The sequence below is a fragment of the Tenacibaculum agarivorans genome (genome assembly GCF_001936575.1).
Lineage (GTDB): Bacteria > Bacteroidota > Bacteroidia > Flavobacteriales > Flavobacteriaceae > Polaribacter > Polaribacter agarivorans.
Window position 1 is genome coordinate 80,348 of record NZ_MSMP01000005.1, and the last position, 20,832, is coordinate 101,179.

The following is a 20,832-nucleotide window of genomic DNA, read 5'->3' on the forward strand; positions in this document are numbered from 1 at the left end:
GTTAAAATCTGAAATTATAGGTTATAGTAGGTATTGGAGTAGAAAAAATAGAGCTTTTAAAGCCTGTAACATTACCATTAACGGTTTCAAAAAAGATAGAATATGGATTGTTTCTACCCAGAACATTATATACAGATATATTCCAAAAACTGTGGGCAAACTTTTTAATTTTATGATTTCCTTCAATATTTATTCCAATATCAAGTCTATAATAATCAGGAATTCTAAATGCATTTCGATTGCTATAATTCAAAAACTCTGATCCTTGGAAGATAAATTTACCTGTAGGGTAGGTAATAGGCCTTCCTGTTTGATAACTGAAATTACTAGAAATACTATATCTTTCCGTTAGTTTATAATTCATAATGATATCTAAACTATGTGGCTTATCATAGTTTGTAGGAAAGAATTTCCCATTGTTTACAATTTCTTCATTGAAATTACCATCTAGTTGTATTAATGATCTGGCATATGTATAGCCTAACCATCCGTTTAATCTTCCTGCTTTTTTACGGATTAGAAATTCTACACCATACGATTTTCCTGGACCTTGTAACACTTCTGTTTCGATAGTTTCATTAAGAAGTAAATTGGCACCAGTTTTAAAATCAAGTAAATTTTCATATTTTTTATAGTAACCTTCCACACTAAGTTCATAATTGGAATTATCAAAGTTTTGGAATACTCCTAAAGAAAATTGTGTACCTTCTTGAGGTTTGATGTTGTGATCCGATAATCTCCACGTGTCCAATGGAGAGGCAGTTGTATTATTACTTAATCTGTGGATGTATTGAAATAGTTTATTCACTCCAGCTTTAACAGATAAGTCATCATTTAGTAAATATCTCGCCGATAATCGATAACTTAATCCTTGATATGTATTAAAAATTTCGAAATTATCTCTTTCAACTGTATTTAATAAAGACGATTGATTTCTTGGTAAATTATCTTGATATATTCTTTGAGAGGTAGGTCCTAAGGATACATATTGAGAAAAGCGTAGTCCTAAATCTATGGCTAATTTATCATTCACCTTGAAAGCATCTGAAATGAAGATCCCATTTTCTATACCCTTTTCTTTTGGGATATTTAAAGGTGTTACTACAGAGTTTTGCCCTTTAGGATTTATACTTCCTGGAGAAACATTATATAACTTAGATTCAAGACCATAAACAAACTGATGTTTTTTAGAATGTAAATATTGTAACTTGAGTTTTAAACCGGTTTCGTTGATGTTATAATTTAAATCAAAATTCCTGTTTTGATTTCCTTCAAAATCAATTCCAAACTCATAGTTACTATTAGATAAGATGAGATTTCCTTTATTCTTATCATTAAATTTATGAAACCAATTAGCAGTCACTATAGTGTTGTTATATGAGTTTAAGGAGTCTGAAGCAATTTGAAACTCGTCATTACTATAATATCCCGTAATTTTTAAGGTATTATTTTTATCAAATTCATGGTTGTATTTTAGTATTGCATCTTGAAAACTAGCACTACTATTAGCCAATTTTTTATCATCTAATATGTTAAGAATCCAATCAGAATATGTGCTTCTTGCTCCAACTAAAAGACCTGATTTATCTTTAATAATAGGCACTTCTAAACTTAAATTTCCTGTTACTGGACCTATAGAAGCCTCTCCTTTAAACTTTTCAGTACTTGCATCTTTAGTATTAATATCAAAAACAGATGATATTCTACCACCATATTCAGCGGGGGTATTTCCTTTATAAACATTTAAGTCTTCAGTAGTAAAAGGATTAATAGCAGAAAATAGCCCTAAAAAGTGAGTGGGATTGTACATTACTCCTTCATCTAATAAAAATAAATTCTGATCTACTTTTCCACCTCTTACATTAACTCCTTCAGAACCTTCACCAGCAGACTTAATACCGGGTAAAGTAACTACGGCTTTAAGAATATCTCTTTCTCCAAGGACTTGAGGAATGGTTTTAATATCTTTAGCTTTTATTTGAGTAATTCCAGCTACTGTTTGCTTTACATTAAAGTTTCTTTTTGCATCAATAACAACTTCATCAAGTTCTTCATTTTTTTCTTTTAAAGAAAAGTTAAGATTTCCATCGCTATGTACTACTAAAGCTCTAGAATCTCTAGAAAAACCTGAGGCAGATACTTCAATATAATTTTTACCATAAGGTAACTCTAAGCTGTAAAAACCATTTTTAGTAGTAGTTGTAAAGATGTTTTTTTCTCGTTCAAAAATTGTTACTCCTTCAAGCGGTTGATTGTTTTTTTTACTTTTTATTCTACCTGATAGTTTATAAAAATCTTGTCTTTCTTGTTTTTCTTTACCCACTACATAAGAATCTTCGTCAGTAATTATAGGTGCATGGTAATTATTTTTTTGATCTTCTTCAAAAACGGTTTTTCTAATCAAACTTCCGTTTGTAAGTATAACTTGATTGTTTTTGGTGATATGAAAATTAATATTTGTGGTACCAAAAATATGATCTAGGATTTCAGTAATATCTTTATTATTGAAAGTACCGTTGATTTTTTCAGTATCTAACCAATCTTTAATAAAGAAAAAACGATAATTAGTTTTTTTCTCAATTAACTCAATAGCTTCAAGTTTACTTAAATTATTGAATTCAATATCTATTTTAGTATTCTGGCTAGATAACTTTAGGAAAGTTACTAGAAAGATAAGTGATAATAATGCTCTTTTCATAGGTGTTCTTACAAGTTGTTTTCTATTTTACTACATAACGCAATCATAAATTTTTCGAAATAACTTTTTCTTAGTTTGCGTTGTTCGTTAAAAAATTGTTTTATTTCCTTTTTTTGCTCAGGAAATATCTCATAAAAATCATTTTTACTTTCTACAGTATAATATTCATTTTTGAATTTTAGAATATAACTTTCACGTTGCTTGAAAGAGTAGTAGTTGTAACTTTTATCTAATTTCTTTGTTTTGGTTTTTTGAAATTTTTTGAAAAGTGAAATTTGACCAAAGTCTTTTAGAATTTGAGCGTAACCATGTTTTTTGGTATTAACAAATTTAGTGGTATTAATAGTGAAATAATCCACTAAGTTATTTTCTAAGTGAATAGATAGACCTGTAGTTACAGATAAATCTGTAATGTAGTCTAGAATTCTAGCAATAACCTGATCATCAACCAAATCATATTTAATTTCTACATTGGGATAATATTCTCCATTATAAAAAACACTTCCTTTTGTATATTGATAGGTTTCGTAATAGTTGTGAGTTTCTTTAGATCTAGCGTACTTTTCAGCAAATAAGGGTCCATAACTTAAAGTAGAATTTTTTAGGTTAACAATTTTATCAAAATTGGTATAAAAAGACTCTAAGTTACTATCTTGAGAAATTACTGTAGCACAATAAGATATTAGAAAAAGGGATAGCACACTTCTTCTCATAGTAATTAATTGTTTGGTTGATTAAATTTAGTTTTTGGAGGCTAAATCTGGAACTAAAATAAAAAAAAACAGCTTTCAAAGCTGTTTTTTAACATTTAATTCTTGGTCTTAGGTATATTTTTAAGGATTTCTAATAAAAACTCCCAAAATTTTAACGTAGATGAAATTTGTGCTCGCTCATCTGGAGAATGTGCACCTCTAATATTAGGGCCAAAGGAAATCATATCCATATTAGGATAATTTTGTCCTAAAATTCCACACTCTAATCCAGCATGACATGCAGCCACGTGAGGTTCAGAATCATTTAGTTCAATATATAGCTTTTTCATGACCTTTAATATATCAGAACTCATATTAGGGAGCCAACCTGGATAAGATCCTGAGAACTCAACATCAAAACCTGCCAATTCGAAAATAGATCGTAATGAGTTGGCTAAATCCCATTTATTAGTTTCAGATGATGATCTGGTTAAGCATCCTATTTTGATATTTCCATCCTTAACAATAACTCGAGCAATATTATTAGACGTTTCTACCAAATCGGTTATATCTGGACTCATACGATATACACCATTTAAAGCACCATAAATAGATTTTATCAAGCCTATTTGAACTCCTAAATCCATAACATAATTAGGTAATTCTACTTCTTTAAGTTCTATGGTTAGATTAGGTTCTAAGGATTCAAACTCTGCTTTTATTTCATTAATTAACTCATGTAATTCAAGAAAAAAAGATTCTTTAGATACTGTATCAACAACTATAATAGCAAAACTTTCTCTTGGAATTGCATTACGTAGGCTTCCACCATTGATTTCTGAGATGCGAAGTCCGTGATTAGTAAAACCATCAAATAATAAACGGTTCATAATCTTATTAGCATTTCCTAATCCTTTATGAATATCCATTCCAGAATGCCCACCATTTAAGCCAGTAACGGAAAGCTCAAAAGCTAACGTATGTTCAGGAGTTTCTTCTTGCTTATATGTACCAGTAGCAGTAATATCAACACCTCCAGCGCAACCAATGCCAATTTCATCATCTTCTTCAGTATCAAGGTTCAATAAGATTTCTCCGGTTAATAATCCTCCTTCAAGTCCCATTGCACCAGTCATTCCTGTCTCCTCATCAATAGTAAATAAGGCTTCAATTGCTGGGTGTGCAATATCTTCAGAAGATAAAATAGCCATTATAGAAGCTACACCTAAACCATTATCAGCTCCTAAAGTAGTTCCTTTTGCTTTAACCCAATCTCCATCAACAAACATCTTGATACCTTCTGTATCAAAATCAAAAACAGTATCTGAGTTTTTTTGATGTACCATATCTAAATGACTTTGCATTACTATGGTTTTTCTATCTTCCATTCCGGAAGACGCAGGTTTTCTTATAATTACATTTCCTACTTTATCTACACTAGTTTCTAAATTCAATTTTTTTCCAAAATCTACCATAAATTGAATTACTCGTTCTTCCTTTTTAGAAGGACGTGGAACAGCATTTAAATCAGCAAAATGATTCCAAACCGCTTTGGGTTCTAAATTTCTTATTTCTGTACTCATTGTAAGTATTTGTTTTAAAGGAAAAAGTATGTAAATTTTAACGTCACATAAGAATCGGTACCATTTGGTACCACTGGAGGTATTGAAGCTGGAGAGTTTCGATGTGGATTAGTTAATCCATGGTGATAACGAACACTAGCCATAAACTTATCTAAATATTGAGCGTTTAACCCGATAGTTAAAAATAGATTTATAGGAATATTAGTATTTCCAGCATTAAAGTTTAAATTTCTAGTATTAATATTGAAAGGAGTTAAGAGGTATGATTCTTTCTCACTATCAACAATGTTATATTTATAACCAAAATCTGTAGTGGGGCCAATACTGATACCAAAGTCAGAATTTCTAGTCACATAATAATTGTAATTTATTAATACAGGTACACTAAAGTTTTCTAAATTATATCCAATTTCTTCAATTGTAGTTGCAACGCTATTTTCACGCCCCAGAAGTTTTAGATTGTGTCTATTATAGTTTAAACCAATAAATAAATCAAAACTATCACTTAATTCTAGAGCATATATCAATCCTAAAGAAAAACCTACAGACGATTTTGTTTCAAGATAATTTGGATCCGACATAAAATAAGTTGCTCCACCAGTAACTCCGATTCTACCAGAAAAGATTCCGTTATTGTATCTTCCATATCTTTGACCAAAGACATTAATAAATGCTAAGAAAATAAGCGAAAATGTAAGAGATTTATACATGCCACTAAATTAATAAAAAATAAAGATATCCTTATATTTGCATCAAATACTTTTGAATGGATTTTTCCTCTAAATTATTAGAAAATGCGGTTAATGAGGTAAGTAGATTACCAGGTATAGGTAAAAGAACTGCTTTACGTTTGGTATTACACTTATTAAAACAGCCTGCTGATCATACGAAGTACTTAGCCAATGCATTAACACAGCTAAGAAATGAGGTGAAAACATGTAAAAAATGTCATAATATTTCCGATACAATACTTTGTGATATTTGTAGTAATCCGAATAGAAATTCTGAAATTGTATGTGTTGTTGAAGACATAAGAGATGTAATGGCGATTGAAAATACAGGTCAATTTAGAGGTTTATATCATGTTTTAGGAGGTAAAATTTCACCTATAGAAGGAGTTGGACCTCAAAATTTGAATATTGAATCTCTAGTAGAAAAAGTAAAAAGTGGAGAAGTAAAAGAACTGATATTTGCTTTAAGTTCTACTATGGAAGGGGATACAACTAATTTTTACATATACAAGCAAATAGAAAAGTATGCTATTATTACTTCTACTATAGCAAGGGGGATATCAGTAGGGGATGAATTGGAATATGCAGATGAAGTAACATTAGGACGAAGTTTATTAAATCGAATACCTTTTGAAAATAGTTTAAAACAATAAAAAGCACCTCTAAGGTGCTTTTTTATTATTCATTATAATTTGTTGTACGTTTAAAAATACTATTGTTTTTTATAAACAGTATTTCCATTTAGAATTTTCATGGTAGTATTATCATCTGAAAATTCTATTTGTGATTCAATATTATTAAATGTGTATAAACTTTCACCTTTATTTTCCCAAGTATTAGTACCTTCTATTTTTATACAGTCAGTATTTACTGTTTGAAAAGTTTCAGATACCGTTGAGTTATTGGTTTTAAATTCTATGGTAGACATTTTCTCACAATCAGGTTGTTCTACATTGTCTATTGAAAATAAATTCCACTTTCCTAAAATAGGATCGTTAACGTTACTTGAGTTCTCATCATCACTAGAACATGAAAGTAAAGCAACGATAGCGCAAATGGTTAATACATATTTATACATAATAATTAGATTATTTTCTTTTATAGGTAAACCCTCCGATATTCATATTGGTATTATTCTCACTAAATTTTATTTCACCAACTGCTCCTGAAGTATAACCATGTCTTTTTATTTCGTACATACTGTTACCTTTGTTGGTCCATTGACCTCTTTGGTTGTTATCTGTTATTTCTGTACAATTGTTATTTACTACATTAAACTCAGTGTAGGTATATGAATTGTCTTCTTTGAATTCGTAAGTAGTTTTCTTTTGGCAGTCACTATCAATGTCTACATTATTATTATTTTTAATTAAGGTCCACGTTCCAATAAGAAGATCCTTATCAGAAGTGTTGTCGTCAATTATATCTTCTGCACCATCAATAGCTTCTTCAGCAGTATCGGAACAAGAAAAAAGACACAAAAAGGCAAATGAAAGAATTAAGATTTTTTTCATAATTAAGGGGATAATTTAATATTCAACAACGCAATGTACTTATTTTTTATGAAAGCTTATCTTCATTCTGAGTATTATTTTTTATAAGCTCTTCTTCGTATTTATCCCAACTTTTTTTAGCTCGGATTTTTTTATACAATCGAACACTCATCATTAATAAAACAGAAACCAATACAATACCAATAACTCCCCAAATCCAATTGATAGCATTTTTAAGGACTACTAAAAATACTACTGCGAACAATATTATAGTGGCAACCTCATTCCATATACGAAGTTTTAAAGAAGAATATTTAACTTCATCTCGTTGTAATTGTTTAAAAATAGAATGACAAGCTCCGTGATAAAAGTATAATGCTAAAACAAATGCCAATTTTACATGCATCCATGGCATTTCTAGATAAATAGGATTCTTAACCAACATCCAAAAAGCAAAAAAGCTGGCTAAAACAGCGGAAGGCCAAGCAATGATATACCACAACCTCTTTTGCATTAATTTATATTGTGTTTGTAAAATTTCTTTAGCAGGTGTTTCTTTTTTTTCGGCTTCTGTATGATATATAAATAAACGAACCATGTAAAAAAGACCAGCAAACCAAGTAACAACAAAAATTATGTGTAATGATTTAATGTATAGGAAATCCATAACTATCTCTTTTCAAATTCATTAATCCATTTAGTTAAAGCATCAACCCATTCTTCATTATCATTCAAACAAGGTACAGTATAGAATTCATCTCCACCAGCTTCGATAAATTCTTCTTTACCTTCCATAGCAATCTCCTCTAAAGTTTCTAAACAATCAGAAACAAAGGCAGGAGTAACAATCGCTAGTTTTTTAATACCGTCTTTTTCTGCTTTCTTAATGATGGTTCTATCAGTGTATGGTTGTAACCAAGGATCAACACCTAAACGAGATTGAAAAGTAGTAGTGACATCATTTTCATCTAAACCTAATTCAGCAATAACGTTTTTAGTGGTTTGAAAACATTGATGACGGTAACAATAGTTATGTGCAGCAGATTGTGTATTGCAACAACTACCATCTATTTTACAATGAGATTTTGTAATATCAGATTTTCGAATATGTCTTTCTGGTACTCCGTGATATGAGAAAAGAATGTGATCATATTCCTTATCTGATAAATATTCCTTTATGCTATTAGATAAAGCACTGATGTATTCCTTTTTATTATAGAAAGCAGGAAGATCAGTCAATTTCATGTCTGGAAAATGTTCTTTTCTTAATTTTTCAGCTAAAACTAAAATAGTTTCCGTAGTTGCCATAGCAAATTGTGGATACAAAGGAACGATAAACACATCTTTTACACCTTTATCATATAACTCTTGCATTCCTTGTTGTATAGAAGGATTACCATAACGCATAGCTAATGCAACAGGAAGATCTGTTTTTGCTTGAACTCTCTCTTGTAATCGTTCTGAAAGTACGATGAGGGGAGAACCTTCTTCCCACCAAATCTTTTTGTATGCTGCGGCAGATTTTTTAGGGCGCGTATTTAAAATGATTCCTTTAACTAAAAAAGAACGAAACCAATATGGAAAATCAATTACACGTTCATCCATTAAAAATTCACCTAAATATCTTTTTACATCTTTTGGATCAGTGCTGTCAGGTGATCCTAAGTTTACTAATAATACTCCTTTCATTATTTAGTGTTTATCTTACATAAGCCCATTAGGAAATAGAACTTATTTATATCTGTTTTTTTATTTAATAATTATTCTGATAATAGAAATTTCTAACTTCTAACTCGATTTCGACAAGCTTAATCTTCATTTTTATATCATCAGTATATAGTAAAACATGTATTTCATTATTTTACTTCTAACTTGCTTAATTGGTTAGTTACTTCATATAAAGTAATAGCTAAACTATGGATAACGTTCATGCTAGAATTTCTCCCGTACATTGGAATGGATATAGTTGCATCTACTAAATCGATATGTTCAATCCCATGTCGTTCGCTACCCAAAAGTAACACCAATTTTTCATGATTTTTAAAATTAAAATCTTGAATATTTATGCTTTTATCAGTTATTTCAATACCGATAATTGTGTTTCCTTCTTTTTTTAATTGTTGAATTAACTCAGAAAAATCAGAATACATACCATTTTGTATTTGTTGAATGGTGTTTCTTGCTGTTTTTTTTACAATTCGATTGCCTAGTGAAGGAGAATTTTCATGTAAGTAAATATGTTGCACCCCAAAACTCTCTGCTATTCTGAAACACATACCAATATTTTCAGGTGTTCGAATAGCATCACATACTATAGTGATTGGAAAATTTTGATTTTGATTTTCTATTTCGTAATGTGTCAGTTGTTTCATTTATGTTTCTAAATCTAATAAGAATTCATTCCATAGGTTGTCTCTAAATTTTGATTTAAAGAACCCGAAATGTCCAATGTTATCCGCATTATATTCTTTAGGAATTAAATGCTTGCGAATTATGTGTGCGTTAACATATTTTTTTGTCATCCAATCAATTGCTTTTTTGGGTGCAAAATGATCATTGTTTGTGCTATAAGAAGTAATTTTTCCTCTAATTTGATGATGATATAATTCATCATCTTTCTTATAATGGAATAAATATTTCTTTTTTCTTCCCCAACTGGCAAATTCACGAGCCATAGATTTTGGCAAATTCTCCATACCTGTAATTTTTTTGCTAGGTAGATAGCCAAATAGAAAAGTAAATAAAGGAAATATTACATGCCAATTGAAGAACATTTGTATTCTTTCGAATCCTTTCCAAAATTTAAAATACCCAGATTGGCTAGCAACTAAAATTATATTGTTTATGTACTTATTAGCTGGAGTCAAACCTAAGATTTGTCCACCAATACTATGACAAATACAATCTATTTTCGAATTTGGATGTTTATTTTTAATATATTCTAGAACACTATTAATATCATTTGTGGCCCAATTTGTCAGAGAAACATCAAAGTTCTTTAAATTCTTTTTTTTGGAAGCGCCTATCCCAGCATAGTCGAAAGTATAAGTAGTTATGTTTTTAGAGCTTAAAAAAGAAGCAAACTTTTCATAATATCCTTGGAGTACTCCAGTAGCGGAGCAAATAAGTACAACTTTACTTTTAGGTGTATTTGCACTGAATTTTGTTAAACTTAATGAATATCCTAATGGAGTGGCTATTTCAAAAACTTCCATTATTAAGAATTTAAAGATAATACGTACTGTTTTGGTGTGGTACCAAACTTCTTTTTAAAAGCTGCAATAAAGTGACTTGATGTACTATAGCCAACTTGTACACCAACTTCATTTACATTATATGTATTACTTTCTAATAACTTTCTGGCATGTTCCATTTTGTAATCAAATAAGAAACTATATACTGTATCGCCATAAACTTGTTTAAACCCTTCTTTTAGTTTTTTTAAATTTAGTCCAATTTCATTAGAAAGTTCCTGTAATGTTGGAGGTTCAGCCATTCTCGATATGATAATATCTTTAGCTTTTCTAATCTTGGATACATCTCTTTCATCAACTAAAAACGGACAGTATTCACCTTCTATTGATTCGTCTTTTTGAAAATGTAGACTTAAAAGCTCATATATTTTTCCTTTTATATATAAGTTTCTAATAGAACTATTTACATTGGCATTGATTAATTGTTTTAAAACAATTAACACGGTCGGTTTAATGATTGAATCATCGTAATACTTCCTGTTTTTATTTTCTTCACTTAAAAAAGGAATATAGCCTGCCTCACTAGAAAATAAAGAATGAAATTTTTCTATGGATACTAACAAAGAAACTAATGCGCTTTTAGGCTTTATTTCTAAATTTAAAGGTAATCGTTGTTGCGGGTTATATAGTAAAATGGAATGTTCCTCTAAAACATCCAATGTATAACTACCGTTATTAAAATGAAATTTTGAATTGCCATGTATGGAAAAATGCAATTGAATAAAAGAGTTATCTATGTCTCTTTCAAATTGTTGTGTTTCCATAGAATCATTAATGAATTCTAAAAGAAGGAAACCGTTCTCGAGGTTTGTTTCGTTAAAAGTACTTCCAGCGATATTTTTCAAAATATATTAAGTTTATATATGAAACATTTTTATTTAGAATGATTCTATATAAAAAATCATACAAACATTGATTTTTACTACAAAAGTAAAGAAAATCAATAGTTTTTAGAAAAAAATAACGATAAAGACAAAAATCGACATTTTAAGTTCTTTTAGCGATGTTTTTATCTAAAGTAAGTTTATACTTTTGTCGGGATTTTAGATTAATATTGAATGTTGACTGATACTAAGCACAAGAATTTTTATAATATTGGTGTAAACTATGTTAAGGCTGATGCTAAAACCAGAGGGAAGTTTTCTCTATCTAAAGACGATCAAATTTCGTTACTGGAAGAAGCAAAAAAAATGGGGTTTGATGGTATTTTTGTATTATCTACTTGCAATAGAACCGAAATATCAGGGTTTGCTTCTAGACCTTGCTTATTAATAGAACTTTTATGTAAGTATTCTAAGGGAACAGTAGATGAGTTCAGAAGTATTTCAACAATATTACAAAATCAAGATGCAGTAAATCATTTGTTTCGAATGGGAACTGGTTTAGAGAGTCAGATCTTGGGAGACTATGAAATTGTAGGCCAACTAAAATTAGCGGTTAAGCAAGCTAAAAAAATAGGAACCGTAAATGCATACATAGAACGCTTGATTAATTTAGTATTACAATCAAGTAAACGCGTTAAAAATGAAACAAAACTAAGTTCAGGAACAACATCTGTCTCTTATGCAGCAGTTCAATACTTAATAAAAAACCTTTCCGATTACAATACAAAAAACATCCTAGTTTACGGTTTAGGTAAAATGGGTAAGCATACATGTAAAAATCTAGCTCAGTATACTCAAAATCAACAGGTAACTTTAGTAAATAGAACTGAGTTTAAAGTGGATGAGTTTATTAAGGACCATGGTTTTATAAAAAAAGCTAAATTACAAGATTTAACATCTGAAATAGCTAAAACAGATGTGTTGATAGTATCTACGGGAGCAACGAAAGCCACAGTAGTAAAAGAAAATATTTCTCAAAATAGAGAGTTACTAGTTCTAGATTTGTCAGTACCAGCTAATGTAAGCGATGAAGTTAAAGAGTTGGAAAACGTTACTTTAGTTAATGTTGATGAATTATCTAAAGTTACGGATGAAACTTTAGCCGTTAGAAAGAAAGAAATCCCATTAGCAGAAAGTATTATAAAAGAACATAAAGAAGAGTTTAATGAGTGGTTAAATCATCGTCGATTTACACCAGCAATCAATGCGTTAAAACAATCATTAGAATCTATCCAAAAAAATGAAATTAACTTTCATAAGAAAAAACTTTCAAATTTTGATGTAGATCAAGCTGAAGCAATTACGTCAAGATTTATACAAAAGATTACTACACAATTTGTAAAACACTTAAAAGAAGAAAATACTTCAGTAAATCAAAGTATAGAAGTTATGGCAAAAGTGTTTGGCACAAATTTAGAAACAATAGATGCAGAAAATCATTAGAATTGGAACTCGCGATAGTGAATTGGCATTATGGCAAGCTAAAAAAGTTCAGAAATTACTTCACCAAGAAGGTTATCAATCAGAAATTGTCCCTATAAAATCTACGGGGGATATTATTTTAGATAAACCATTATACGAATTAGGAATTACAGGAATCTTTACTAAAAACTTAGATATCGCAATGTTAAATTATGAAATTGACATTGCTGTACATTCTATGAAAGATGTACCTACTGTTTTGCCTGAAGGTATTGTACAAGCTGCAGTACTTAAAAGAGCAAATCATAACGATATTTTAGTTTTAAAAGATAATGAAGAGTTTTTAGCTCAACCTAAAGGAGTTATTGCCACAAGTAGTTTACGAAGAAAAGCACAATGGCTTAATAGGTATCCATCACATAGTGTAGAAGACTTAAGAGGTAATGTGAATACACGTTTACAAAAAGTGAAAGACAACAATTGGAACGGAGCTATTTTTGCAGCGGCGGGTCTAGAACGTATTGGTAAACGTCCAAAAGGAGCAGTTAATTTATCTTGGATGATTCCGGCTCCAGCTCAAGGAGCGATTATGATAACTGCTTTAGAGGAAAATGAAGATATTAGAGAAGCTTGTTCTTATTTGAATCATAAAGACACAGAAATATGTACTTCCATTGAACGTGAATTTTTAAATAAGTTAGAAGGAGGCTGTACTGCGCCAATTGGAGGTTTTGCAAGAATAAATGAAGTAGAGAAAGAAATAGAATTTAAAGGAATTCTATTAAGTAGAGACGGAAAGAAAAAAATAGAAGTACAGAGGACAGTTCCAATTATCAAGAAAAAATATTTAGCACAAGATTGTGCAAACTATATCTTAGATAGAGGAGGAAAGGAACTAATGAATGAAGATGTTACTGTAGATAAAGAGTTTTCAATTTATTCAACAAAAGCACTTTCTGAACCTCAAAAAAATCTTTTACCACAGTCTATGAAAGTAGAGGATAGTGATTTTATTAAAATTAGATTTAATAGAATTGCTCCTAAATTAGTAAAGGAAGAGATTGAACATGTAATTATCACAAGTAAAAATGGAGTAGAAGCCTTACTGCATAATTTTACAGTTGAACAATTACAATTTAAAAATATTTATTGCGTAGGAAGAAGAACAAAAAAGTTAATTGAACAAAAAATAGGCAAAGTAACTAACTCTGAAAGAAATGCAAAAAAACTTGCTGAGTATTTATCTAAAGAAATTTCGGGAGAATCAGCAACTTATTTTTGTAGTGATTTACGTTTAGATACCTTACCTACAGTTTTATCAAGCTATAAAATAACCGTGAACGAGGTGGAAGCATATAAAACAATGTACAGCCCAGTTAAAGTTGACGAGACTGTACAAGGAGTTTTATTTTATAGCCCTTCTACAGTAGAGAGTTATATGCAAGAAAACGAGGGAGATAAAATTGCTTTTTGTATTGGAGAAACTACAGCCAAAGAAGCATCTAAGTATTTTGAACAAGTTCAAGTGGCAAAAATGCCAACAGTAGAAAGTATTTTAGAATTAGTGAATTTACACTTTGTAAAGAGTTAGTATATGTTGAATACACAAAGACCAAGAAGAAATCGTAAATCTGCAGCAATTCGCGCTATGGTAGAAGAAACTACCTTGTCTGTAAATGATTTTATTTATCCTGTATTTCTTATTGAAGGAGAACACAAAAAGGAAGAAATTGTTTCCATGCCAGGTATTTACCGTTATTCACTTGATTTATTATTGAAAGAGATTCAAGAATGTGTAGATCTTGGGATTAAAGGGTTTTGTGTATTTCCTTCATTAGGAGATGATAAAAAAGATAAATATGCTACTGAAGGTCACAATACAAACAGCTTATATAATACAGCACTAAAAGAAATAAAAATGCAATTCCCAGAGATTGCGCTGATGACTGATATTGCTATGGATCCTTACTCTAGTGATGGCCATGATGGAATTGTAGAAAATGGAGAAATTCTTAATGATGAAACTTTAGAGATTCTCGGTAAAATGGCTTTAGCCCAAGCTGAAGCAGGTGCTGATATTTTAGGACCATCTGATATGATGGATGGTCGTGTGGGGTATATTAGAAAAGTATTAGATGAAGCAGGATTTACTCACGTGTCAATAATGTCTTACACAGCAAAATATGCAAGTGCTTTTTATGGACCATTCAGAGATGCGTTAGACTCAGCTCCAAAGTTTGGTGATAAAAAGACGTACCAAATGAATCCAGCAAATAGTAACGAAGCCTTAATTGAAGCGGATTTAGATATTGCAGAAGGAGCTGATATGATTATGGTAAAACCAGCTTTAGCATATCTTGATATTATTAAATTACTGAAGGACAACTATAATGTGCCTATTACAGCCTATAATGTAAGTGGCGAGTATGCGATGTTAAAAGCAGCCGCAGAAAAAGGATGGTTAGATGGAGAAAAGGTAATGATGGAGAGTTTATTAAGTATAAAAAGAGCAGGAGCAGACATCATTTTAACTTATTTTGCTAAAGAAGCTGCTAGAATATTACAACAGTAGGAGGTATGAATAAAGTTAAAGTACTATTCTTATTTTTTGTTCTACAGGTCGTTTTAGTTTTATCACAGAATAACACAAAACAGAAATTTATATCTCATAAAATTTATGGGAAAGCTATAGAGGAAAAGACATTAGATAAGGAAGGTACTTTACTGTTTAAAAAAATATTTACACTAAATAAAAAACTCACGAAAGAAAAATATGAAATAGGAACTTACTTCTACTATCACAAAAATGGTACCTTAAAGGCTAAAGGAGATTATTATAAAGTTAATGAAGCTAATGTTTTTGGTCAAAGAAAAGAATATAAAGAAGGGGAATGGTTTTTTTATACAGATAGAGGAACTATTTCTTCTATCATATCTTTAAAAGATAATAAAGAACATGGAGATTTTAAGAGTTATCATCCCAACGGAAAAATAGCTTCACAAGGCTCATATACTAACGGACGATTAGATGGAGTTGTATCTTCTTTTTTTATGAACAACCAGTTACACAGGAAAATAGCATATAAAAGTGGTAAGGTATTTAATGTTGTTGAGTTTTTTAATAGTGAAGGAGAAAAAATCAATCATGGAACTTTAAAAAATGGATATGGAACATTTAAGGCTTATGACTTAAAAACAGGTGAATTAGAAAAAATATTTACATATGAAAACGGTATTCCAGAGAATGTTTCTATTGAGGAACAAACAACTGCAAAAGGAAAATTAAAAGTTCTTACCTATAAAAATAATGATGGAAGCATAAAAAAAGTTAAACGGTTAGTTAATGATGTTTTAGAAGGAAAACAAGAATTTTATAATTTCCAAGGAAAATTAGATAGTACGGTAAGTTATAAAAATGGAAAGAAACATGGTTTATTCATTACTTATATGAGTGATGGAGAAACCAAAGCCAATGAAATAAACTTTGTGAATGGAAAAAAGAAAGGGAAATATATCAAAAGAAGATATACAGAAGATGAAGGAAATCCTGTTTTAATTCAATATGGAAGTTATAATGATGAAGGAGAGTTATCAGGTACTTATAATGCTTACCTAGGAGAAGAAAAACAACTTGTAGAAACAGGGAAATATAGAGCAGGAAAGCAAGTTGGAGTTTGGAAAAATTATAACAGGAAAGGCCAATTATACAAAGAAATCCATTTTAAAAAATCTAATCAACAAGAAACTAAAGAGTATTACCCTGAAAAATCAGCATTAAAAAGTAGTACCAATTATAAAGATGGTCATATAAATGGTGAATTTAAAGTGTTTTTTAACAATAGTCAATTAAAGAAAATAGGGAAATATAAGGATCTAAAAAAAGAAGGGCAGTGGATGGTATATAATGAGGCTGGAAAACTTTTAGAAGACAAATTATACAAAAATGGAGAGTTGTTAGAAAAAAAGGAATATATCTATTTTACCAATGGTAAAATAAAAAAAGAATACTTCAAAACTTATAAAGATAGTACAAGTACAACCAGACAATACACAATTACAGGTAATTTATATAAAATAGAATCTCATAAGGATTTTAAAACAGGAGTAAGATCTGTTTATGTAAAAAAACATGGAGTTTTTAAATTGTATAATGAAAATGGGACACAAATACTAAAAGAAGGGAGTTATAAGGGAGGCGAAAAAGAAGGAGTTTGGAAAACTTATGAGAAGGGTAGATTGAAAAGTGTGATAACTTATGTTGACGGTGAAAAAATGGGGGCCTTTGAAAATTATGATTATTATGAAAATGGTCAAAAAGAAAGTGTTGTAAAAGGAATAAGATTTGAAGACAATAGAAAGAACACTACAACATATTATTATGAGAACGGAAAGGTAAAAGAAGTAGGAAATTATTTGTTTTTTTATAATGATAGACAGAATAGTGGTAAAAATGGAGAATGGAAAAGCTTTTATGATAACGGAAAAAAGAAATCTCAAGAGAGTTATGTAAAAGGAAAGAGAGAAGGAAAATTTGTCCATTATTATAATGATGGTAAGATAAAGTCTAAAGAAACTTATGCTAAAGGAAAAAAATCTGGCGAGTGTATTTATTATTACGATAATGGTAAAGTAGAATCCCAAGGAAATTACATAAAAGCAAACAAAGAAACACTTCCCTTAGTAAGATCATTATATTACAAGGTAAAAATAGGTTTATGGCAGCATTTTTATAGAAATGGAGATATTAAAGAAGAAGCGAACTATACAATATCACAAGACCATAAGTTTGTAATTAAAAAAGTGAAAGAGTTTTATGAGGAAGGAAAAATAAAGTCAGAAAAATTATTTCATGGTAGTAAACAAGAAGGGGTTCATAGAACTTTTTACAAAAATGGGAATATAGATTCTGAAAAAATGTATCACGAAGGATATGAGACAGGAGTACATAAAGAGTTTTTTGAGAATGGAAACTTAGCTTTGATAACATTGTACAATGAAGATGGATATAGATCTAATGTTAAGGAATATTACAACTTACCAGAATTGAAAAAGCAATTAAAAATTGAAATGCAGTTCGATGAAGATGGATATATTTTAAATATACCTCAATATTTTGATATAAAAGGGGGGAAGTTAGATGTTGGAACTTTAAAAGATGGTACAGGTACCTTAAAGTATTACGATAAAAACAATAAAGTAATTAAAGTAGAGAAATTTATAGAAGGAGAATTAGACGAGTAATTCAACCTTTTTAAAACTAGTATAAACAAATGAACTTTAAAAAATCACAAAAACTATATAATAAAGGGCTAGTAAATCTAGTTGGAGCTGTTAATTCACCTGTAAGAGCATTTGCTTCTGTAGGTGGTAATCCATTATTTATTGAAAAGGCGAAGGGAAGTAAAATAAAAGATGTAGACGGAAATTCATATGTAGATTTTGTTTTGTCATATGGTCCAATGATTTTGGGACATCGTCATAAAAAAGTTCAAAAAGCAATTGAAAAAGCATTAAAAAATGGATATTCATTTGGAGCCTCAACTGCTAATGAAATTAAATTGGCTAAGATAGTTTGTGATGCTTTTCCAGGTATGGATAAAGTTCGTTTTGTAAACTCTGGTACTGAAGCCGTACTTAGTGGAATTCGTTTAGCAAGAGCTTATACAGGGAAAGATAAAATTATCAAGTTTGCAGGATGTTACCATGGTCATCAAGATTCTTTATTAGTTGCTGCAGGCTCAGGTTTAGCTACTTTGAGTTTACCTGGAAGTAAAGGTGTACCAGAAGGAGCAGTACAAAATACGTTAATAGCGAATTACAATGATCTTGATAGTGTTAAAGCTCATTTTGATAAGCATGATGATATCGCTGGTGTAATCATTGAACCAGTAGGTGGTAATATGGGAGTAGTTGTACCTCAAAATGATTTCTTAAAAGAGTTAAAGGATTTAGCGCATAAGAATGGTGCTGTTTTAATTGCTGATGAAGTAATGACTGGATTCCGTTCTAAATTTGGAGGAGCTCAGGAATTATTGGAAGTAGAAGCAGATATTACCTGTTTAGGAAAAGTTATCGGAGGAGGTTTTCCTGTAGGAGCTTACGGAGCAAGAAATGAAATCATGGAGAACGTAGCACCTTTAGGAGGAATGTATCAAGCAGGTACATTAAGTGGAAACCCAATAGCAATGGCTGCTGGAATTTCTACATTAACAGAATTAAAGAAACAAAACCCGTACGAAAAATTTAATAAGATAGCGGAAGAAATAGAAGAGTACTTACTATCTACTGCTAAAAAGTATGCTATTGAATTATCGGTTAATAGATTTGGTTCTATGATCAATCCATTTTTTACGAGCAAAAAAGTTACTAATTTTGAAGAAGCACAAACATCTGATACCAAAAAGTTTGCAACTTTCTTTTGGGAAATGATTAAAAATGGTGTGTTTTTACCACCATCTCAATTTGAAGCTTGGTTTTTATCAAGTGCATTAAGTGATAAAGATTTGAAGAAAACGAAACAAGCTATAGACAAAGCATTGAAAGCAGTTTCAGAAATGTAAAAAAATGAATCATGAAATTACTAAGCTTAGCCTTAACACTTCTTTTTTATGTATCATGTGCACAAAAAGTGGTAAATAATACGACAAATGAACAACTAGTGGTTCAGAATGTATACCAAGGAGTAATGGCAGGTATGGAAGATGGAGGAGAGAAGGAAAATTTTGTTATTCAGTCTGTTAAAGAGTGGAAAGTTTTCTTAGCTAAGCTAGATGTAATGTATAAAATTTCAGAAGAGTTTGAAACAACCATAGATTTTTCAAAAAAAAGTGTAATTGTTGCCATAGATAGTGTAAGGAATACTACAGGTTATACGATTAAGATAAACGAAGTTTTATCGAAAAATAAAACTTTGGATATTGTAATTAAAAGAACCGGTCCTAAACCAACAGATATGGTTGGTATGGCAATTACACAACCAATACATATAATTACAATTAATAAAACAGACAAAAAGATAATTTTTGTCGAGGAATAATATGATAAAAAACGATTTATTTTTAAGAGCTTTAAAAGGAGAAACAGTAGATAGGCCACCAGTTTGGATGATGCGCCAAGCAGGGAGATATTTACCTGAATTCATGGAGATAAGAAAGAAATACGATTTCTTTACACGTTGTCGAACTCCAGAATTAGCTTCTGAAATAACAGTGCAACCTATTCGTAGGTATGGAATGGATGCAGCAATTTTATTTTCTGATATTTTAGTGGTACCACAAGCTATGAATGTTGAGGTAGAAATGAAACCAAATTTTGGACCGTATTTGCCAAATCCAATTCGTGATAGAAAAAGTTTAGACAATGTAATTATACCTGATGTTAATGAAGAACTTGGGTATGTTATGGAGGCTATTAAGGCTACTAAAGAAAAGCTAAGTAATGAAATTCCATTAATAGGTTTTGCAGGTTCTCCATGGACTATTTTATGCTATATGGTACAAGGACAAGGGTCTAAAAACTTTGATAAAGCAAAAGAATTTTGTTTTACACAACCAGTTTTGGCACACGAATTGCTTAAGAAGATAACGGATACCACAATTGCCTATTTAAAGGCAAAAGTAAAAGCAGGTGTAGATGCTGTACAAATTTTTGATTCTTGGGGAGGAATGTTATCTCCAGTAGATTATCAAGAGTTTTCGTGGCAATACATTAATGACATAATTGAAGCGTTAAAAGATGAAGTTCCAGTTATAGCATTTGGTAAAGGGTGTTGGTTCGCCTTAAATGAAATGTCTAAGTCAGGAGCCTCAGCACTAGGAATAGATTGGACATGCTCTGCAAGAAACGCAAGATATTTAACAGGAGGAAATATTACTTTACAAGGTAATTTTGACCCTTCAAGATTGCTTTCTCCACCAGCTGAGATTAAAAAAATGGTGACAGAAATGATCAACAATTTTGGAAAGGATAAATATATTGTTAACTTAGGGCACGGGATTTTACCTAATATTCCTTTAGAAAACGCAAAAGCATTTGTTGATGCGGTAAAAGAATATAAACCTGAATAAAAATTAAAA

Annotated in this window: 19 protein-coding genes; 8 read left to right on the top strand and 11 right to left on the bottom strand. The window is 30.4% G+C overall.

The window, feature by feature from the left end; genetic code table 11:
- Nucleotide 1: 1 nt before the first annotated feature.
- The 4 genes from BVC87_RS05160 to BVC87_RS05175 all read right to left on the bottom strand — a co-directional run bounded on the left by BVC87_RS05160 (nucleotide 2) and on the right by BVC87_RS05175 (nucleotide 5,683).
- Nucleotides 2-2,698: a TonB-dependent receptor domain-containing protein gene (locus BVC87_RS05160; RefSeq protein WP_075341289.1), complete on the bottom strand. Its 2,697-nt coding sequence runs from the start codon at nucleotides 2,696-2,698 to the stop codon at nucleotides 2-4.
- 8 nt (nucleotides 2,699-2,706) lie between these two features.
- Complete coding sequence (locus BVC87_RS05165) at nucleotides 2,707-3,411, bottom strand: hypothetical protein (RefSeq protein WP_075341290.1); 705 nt, start codon at nucleotides 3,409-3,411, stop codon at nucleotides 2,707-2,709.
- 95 nt (nucleotides 3,412-3,506) lie between these two features.
- Nucleotides 3,507-4,973, bottom strand: coding sequence for an aminoacyl-histidine dipeptidase (locus BVC87_RS05170; protein ID WP_075341291.1), 1,467 nt, complete (start codon nucleotides 4,971-4,973; stop codon nucleotides 3,507-3,509).
- A 14-nt stretch (nucleotides 4,974-4,987) separates the two neighbouring features.
- Complete coding sequence (locus BVC87_RS05175; RefSeq protein ID WP_075341292.1) at nucleotides 4,988-5,683, bottom strand: porin family protein; 696 nt, start codon at nucleotides 5,681-5,683, stop codon at nucleotides 4,988-4,990.
- Between the two features lie 56 nt (nucleotides 5,684-5,739).
- Here BVC87_RS05175 and recR point away from each other — a divergent pair, with 56 nt between their 5' ends.
- Nucleotides 5,740-6,357, top strand: a complete 618-nt coding sequence (gene recR / locus BVC87_RS05180; protein WP_075341293.1) for a recombination mediator RecR — start codon at nucleotides 5,740-5,742, stop codon at nucleotides 6,355-6,357.
- Nucleotides 6,358-6,416: 59 nt separating this feature from the next.
- Here the strand turns inward: recR and BVC87_RS05185 are convergent, their stop codons facing one another.
- From BVC87_RS05185 to BVC87_RS05215, 7 genes are all read right to left on the bottom strand, one after another.
- Nucleotides 6,417-6,782, bottom strand: coding sequence for a hypothetical protein (locus tag BVC87_RS05185; protein ID WP_075341294.1), 366 nt, complete (start codon nucleotides 6,780-6,782; stop codon nucleotides 6,417-6,419).
- A gap of 10 nt (nucleotides 6,783-6,792) precedes the next feature.
- Nucleotides 6,793-7,218 (bottom strand): lipocalin family protein, encoded by a 426-nt coding sequence (locus BVC87_RS05190; RefSeq protein WP_075341295.1) that lies wholly within the window; start codon nucleotides 7,216-7,218, stop codon nucleotides 6,793-6,795.
- Between the two features lie 46 nt (nucleotides 7,219-7,264).
- Nucleotides 7,265-7,864 carry a CopD family protein gene (locus tag BVC87_RS05195; protein ID WP_075341296.1) on the bottom strand — a complete coding sequence of 200 codons (600 nt, stop codon included), beginning with the start codon at nucleotides 7,862-7,864 and terminating at the stop codon, nucleotides 7,265-7,267.
- A 2-nt stretch (nucleotides 7,865-7,866) separates the two neighbouring features.
- The gene (gene hemH / locus BVC87_RS05200) at nucleotides 7,867-8,889 is read right to left on the bottom strand and encodes a ferrochelatase (RefSeq protein WP_075341297.1); all 1,023 of its coding nucleotides are present in this window, start codon (nucleotides 8,887-8,889) and stop codon (nucleotides 7,867-7,869) included.
- A gap of 164 nt (nucleotides 8,890-9,053) precedes the next feature.
- Entirely contained in the window at nucleotides 9,054-9,569 is a 516-nt protein-coding gene (locus BVC87_RS05205; RefSeq protein ID WP_075341298.1) for a TrmH family RNA methyltransferase, read from the bottom strand.
- Nucleotides 9,570-10,412 carry an alpha/beta hydrolase family protein gene (locus BVC87_RS05210; RefSeq protein WP_075341299.1) on the bottom strand — a complete coding sequence of 281 codons (843 nt, stop codon included), beginning with the start codon at nucleotides 10,410-10,412 and terminating at the stop codon, nucleotides 9,570-9,572.
- 2 nt (nucleotides 10,413-10,414) lie between these two features.
- Nucleotides 10,415-11,299, bottom strand: coding sequence for a helix-turn-helix transcriptional regulator (locus tag BVC87_RS05215; protein ID WP_075341300.1), 885 nt, complete (start codon nucleotides 11,297-11,299; stop codon nucleotides 10,415-10,417).
- 210 nt (nucleotides 11,300-11,509) lie between these two features.
- Here BVC87_RS05215 and hemA point away from each other — a divergent pair, with 210 nt between their 5' ends.
- Genes hemA through hemE form a run of 7 tightly spaced genes read left to right on the top strand, consistent with a single transcriptional unit; the run spans nucleotide 11,510 to nucleotide 20,823 of the window.
- Nucleotides 11,510-12,778: a glutamyl-tRNA reductase gene (hemA, locus tag BVC87_RS05220; protein WP_075341301.1), complete on the top strand. Its 1,269-nt coding sequence runs from the start codon at nucleotides 11,510-11,512 to the stop codon at nucleotides 12,776-12,778.
- Nucleotides 12,762-14,348, top strand: coding sequence for a hydroxymethylbilane synthase (hemC, locus tag BVC87_RS05225; protein WP_075341302.1), 1,587 nt, complete (start codon nucleotides 12,762-12,764; stop codon nucleotides 14,346-14,348). Before hemA ends, hemC begins: the two co-directional genes overlap by 17 nt.
- Nucleotides 14,349-14,351: 3 nt before the next feature.
- Nucleotides 14,352-15,329: a porphobilinogen synthase gene (gene hemB / locus BVC87_RS05230; protein ID WP_075341303.1), complete on the top strand. Its 978-nt coding sequence runs from the start codon at nucleotides 14,352-14,354 to the stop codon at nucleotides 15,327-15,329.
- A 5-nt stretch (nucleotides 15,330-15,334) separates the two neighbouring features.
- On the top strand, nucleotides 15,335-17,998 hold the full coding sequence (locus BVC87_RS05235; RefSeq protein WP_075341304.1) for a toxin-antitoxin system YwqK family antitoxin: 2,664 nt from the start codon (nucleotides 15,335-15,337) through the stop codon (nucleotides 17,996-17,998).
- Nucleotides 17,999-18,027: 29 nt separating this feature from the next.
- Entirely contained in the window at nucleotides 18,028-19,317 is a 1,290-nt protein-coding gene (gene hemL / locus BVC87_RS05240; RefSeq protein WP_075341305.1) for a glutamate-1-semialdehyde 2,1-aminomutase, read from the top strand.
- 11 nt (nucleotides 19,318-19,328) lie between these two features.
- Nucleotides 19,329-19,793: a protease complex subunit PrcB family protein gene (locus tag BVC87_RS05245; protein ID WP_075341306.1), complete on the top strand. Its 465-nt coding sequence runs from the start codon at nucleotides 19,329-19,331 to the stop codon at nucleotides 19,791-19,793.
- Between the two features lies 1 nt (nucleotide 19,794).
- On the top strand, nucleotides 19,795-20,823 hold the full coding sequence (hemE, locus tag BVC87_RS05250) for a uroporphyrinogen decarboxylase (protein ID WP_075341307.1): 1,029 nt from the start codon (nucleotides 19,795-19,797) through the stop codon (nucleotides 20,821-20,823).
- Nucleotides 20,824-20,832 lie beyond the last annotated feature (9 nt).

Bases quoted from the DNA above. Each gene is read 5' to 3' on its own strand.
- BVC87_RS05185 (WP_075341294.1), bottom strand. From the start codon at position 6,782: ATGTATAAATATGTATTAACCATTTGCGCTATCGTTGCTTTACTTTCA.
- BVC87_RS05175 (WP_075341292.1), bottom strand. From the start codon at position 5,683: ATGTATAAATCTCTTACATTTTCGCTTATTTTCTTAGCATTTATTAAT.
- hemL (WP_075341305.1), top strand. From the start codon at position 18,028: ATGAACTTTAAAAAATCACAAAAACTATATAATAAAGGGCTAGTAAAT.
- BVC87_RS05170 (WP_075341291.1), bottom strand. From the start codon at position 4,973: ATGAGTACAGAAATAAGAAATTTAGAACCCAAAGCGGTTTGGAATCAT.
- BVC87_RS05190 (WP_075341295.1), bottom strand. From the start codon at position 7,218: ATGAAAAAAATCTTAATTCTTTCATTTGCCTTTTTGTGTCTTTTTTCT.
- BVC87_RS05160 (WP_075341289.1), bottom strand. From the start codon at position 2,698: ATGAAAAGAGCATTATTATCACTTATCTTTCTAGTAACTTTCCTAAAG.
- BVC87_RS05210 (WP_075341299.1), bottom strand. From the start codon at position 10,412: ATGGAAGTTTTTGAAATAGCCACTCCATTAGGATATTCATTAAGTTTA.
- recR (WP_075341293.1), top strand. From the start codon at position 5,740: ATGGATTTTTCCTCTAAATTATTAGAAAATGCGGTTAATGAGGTAAGT.
- hemB (WP_075341303.1), top strand. From the start codon at position 14,352: ATGTTGAATACACAAAGACCAAGAAGAAATCGTAAATCTGCAGCAATT.
- BVC87_RS05165 (WP_075341290.1), bottom strand. From the start codon at position 3,411: ATGAGAAGAAGTGTGCTATCCCTTTTTCTAATATCTTATTGTGCTACA.
- BVC87_RS05195 (WP_075341296.1), bottom strand. From the start codon at position 7,864: ATGGATTTCCTATACATTAAATCATTACACATAATTTTTGTTGTTACT.
- BVC87_RS05205 (WP_075341298.1), bottom strand. From the start codon at position 9,569: ATGAAACAACTGACACATTACGAAATAGAAAATCAAAATCAAAATTTT.
- hemC (WP_075341302.1), top strand. From the start codon at position 12,762: ATGCAGAAAATCATTAGAATTGGAACTCGCGATAGTGAATTGGCATTA.
- BVC87_RS05235 (WP_075341304.1), top strand. From the start codon at position 15,335: ATGAATAAAGTTAAAGTACTATTCTTATTTTTTGTTCTACAGGTCGTT.
- hemA (WP_075341301.1), top strand. From the start codon at position 11,510: ATGTTGACTGATACTAAGCACAAGAATTTTTATAATATTGGTGTAAAC.
- BVC87_RS05245 (WP_075341306.1), top strand. From the start codon at position 19,329: ATGAAATTACTAAGCTTAGCCTTAACACTTCTTTTTTATGTATCATGT.
- hemE (WP_075341307.1), top strand. From the start codon at position 19,795: ATGATAAAAAACGATTTATTTTTAAGAGCTTTAAAAGGAGAAACAGTA.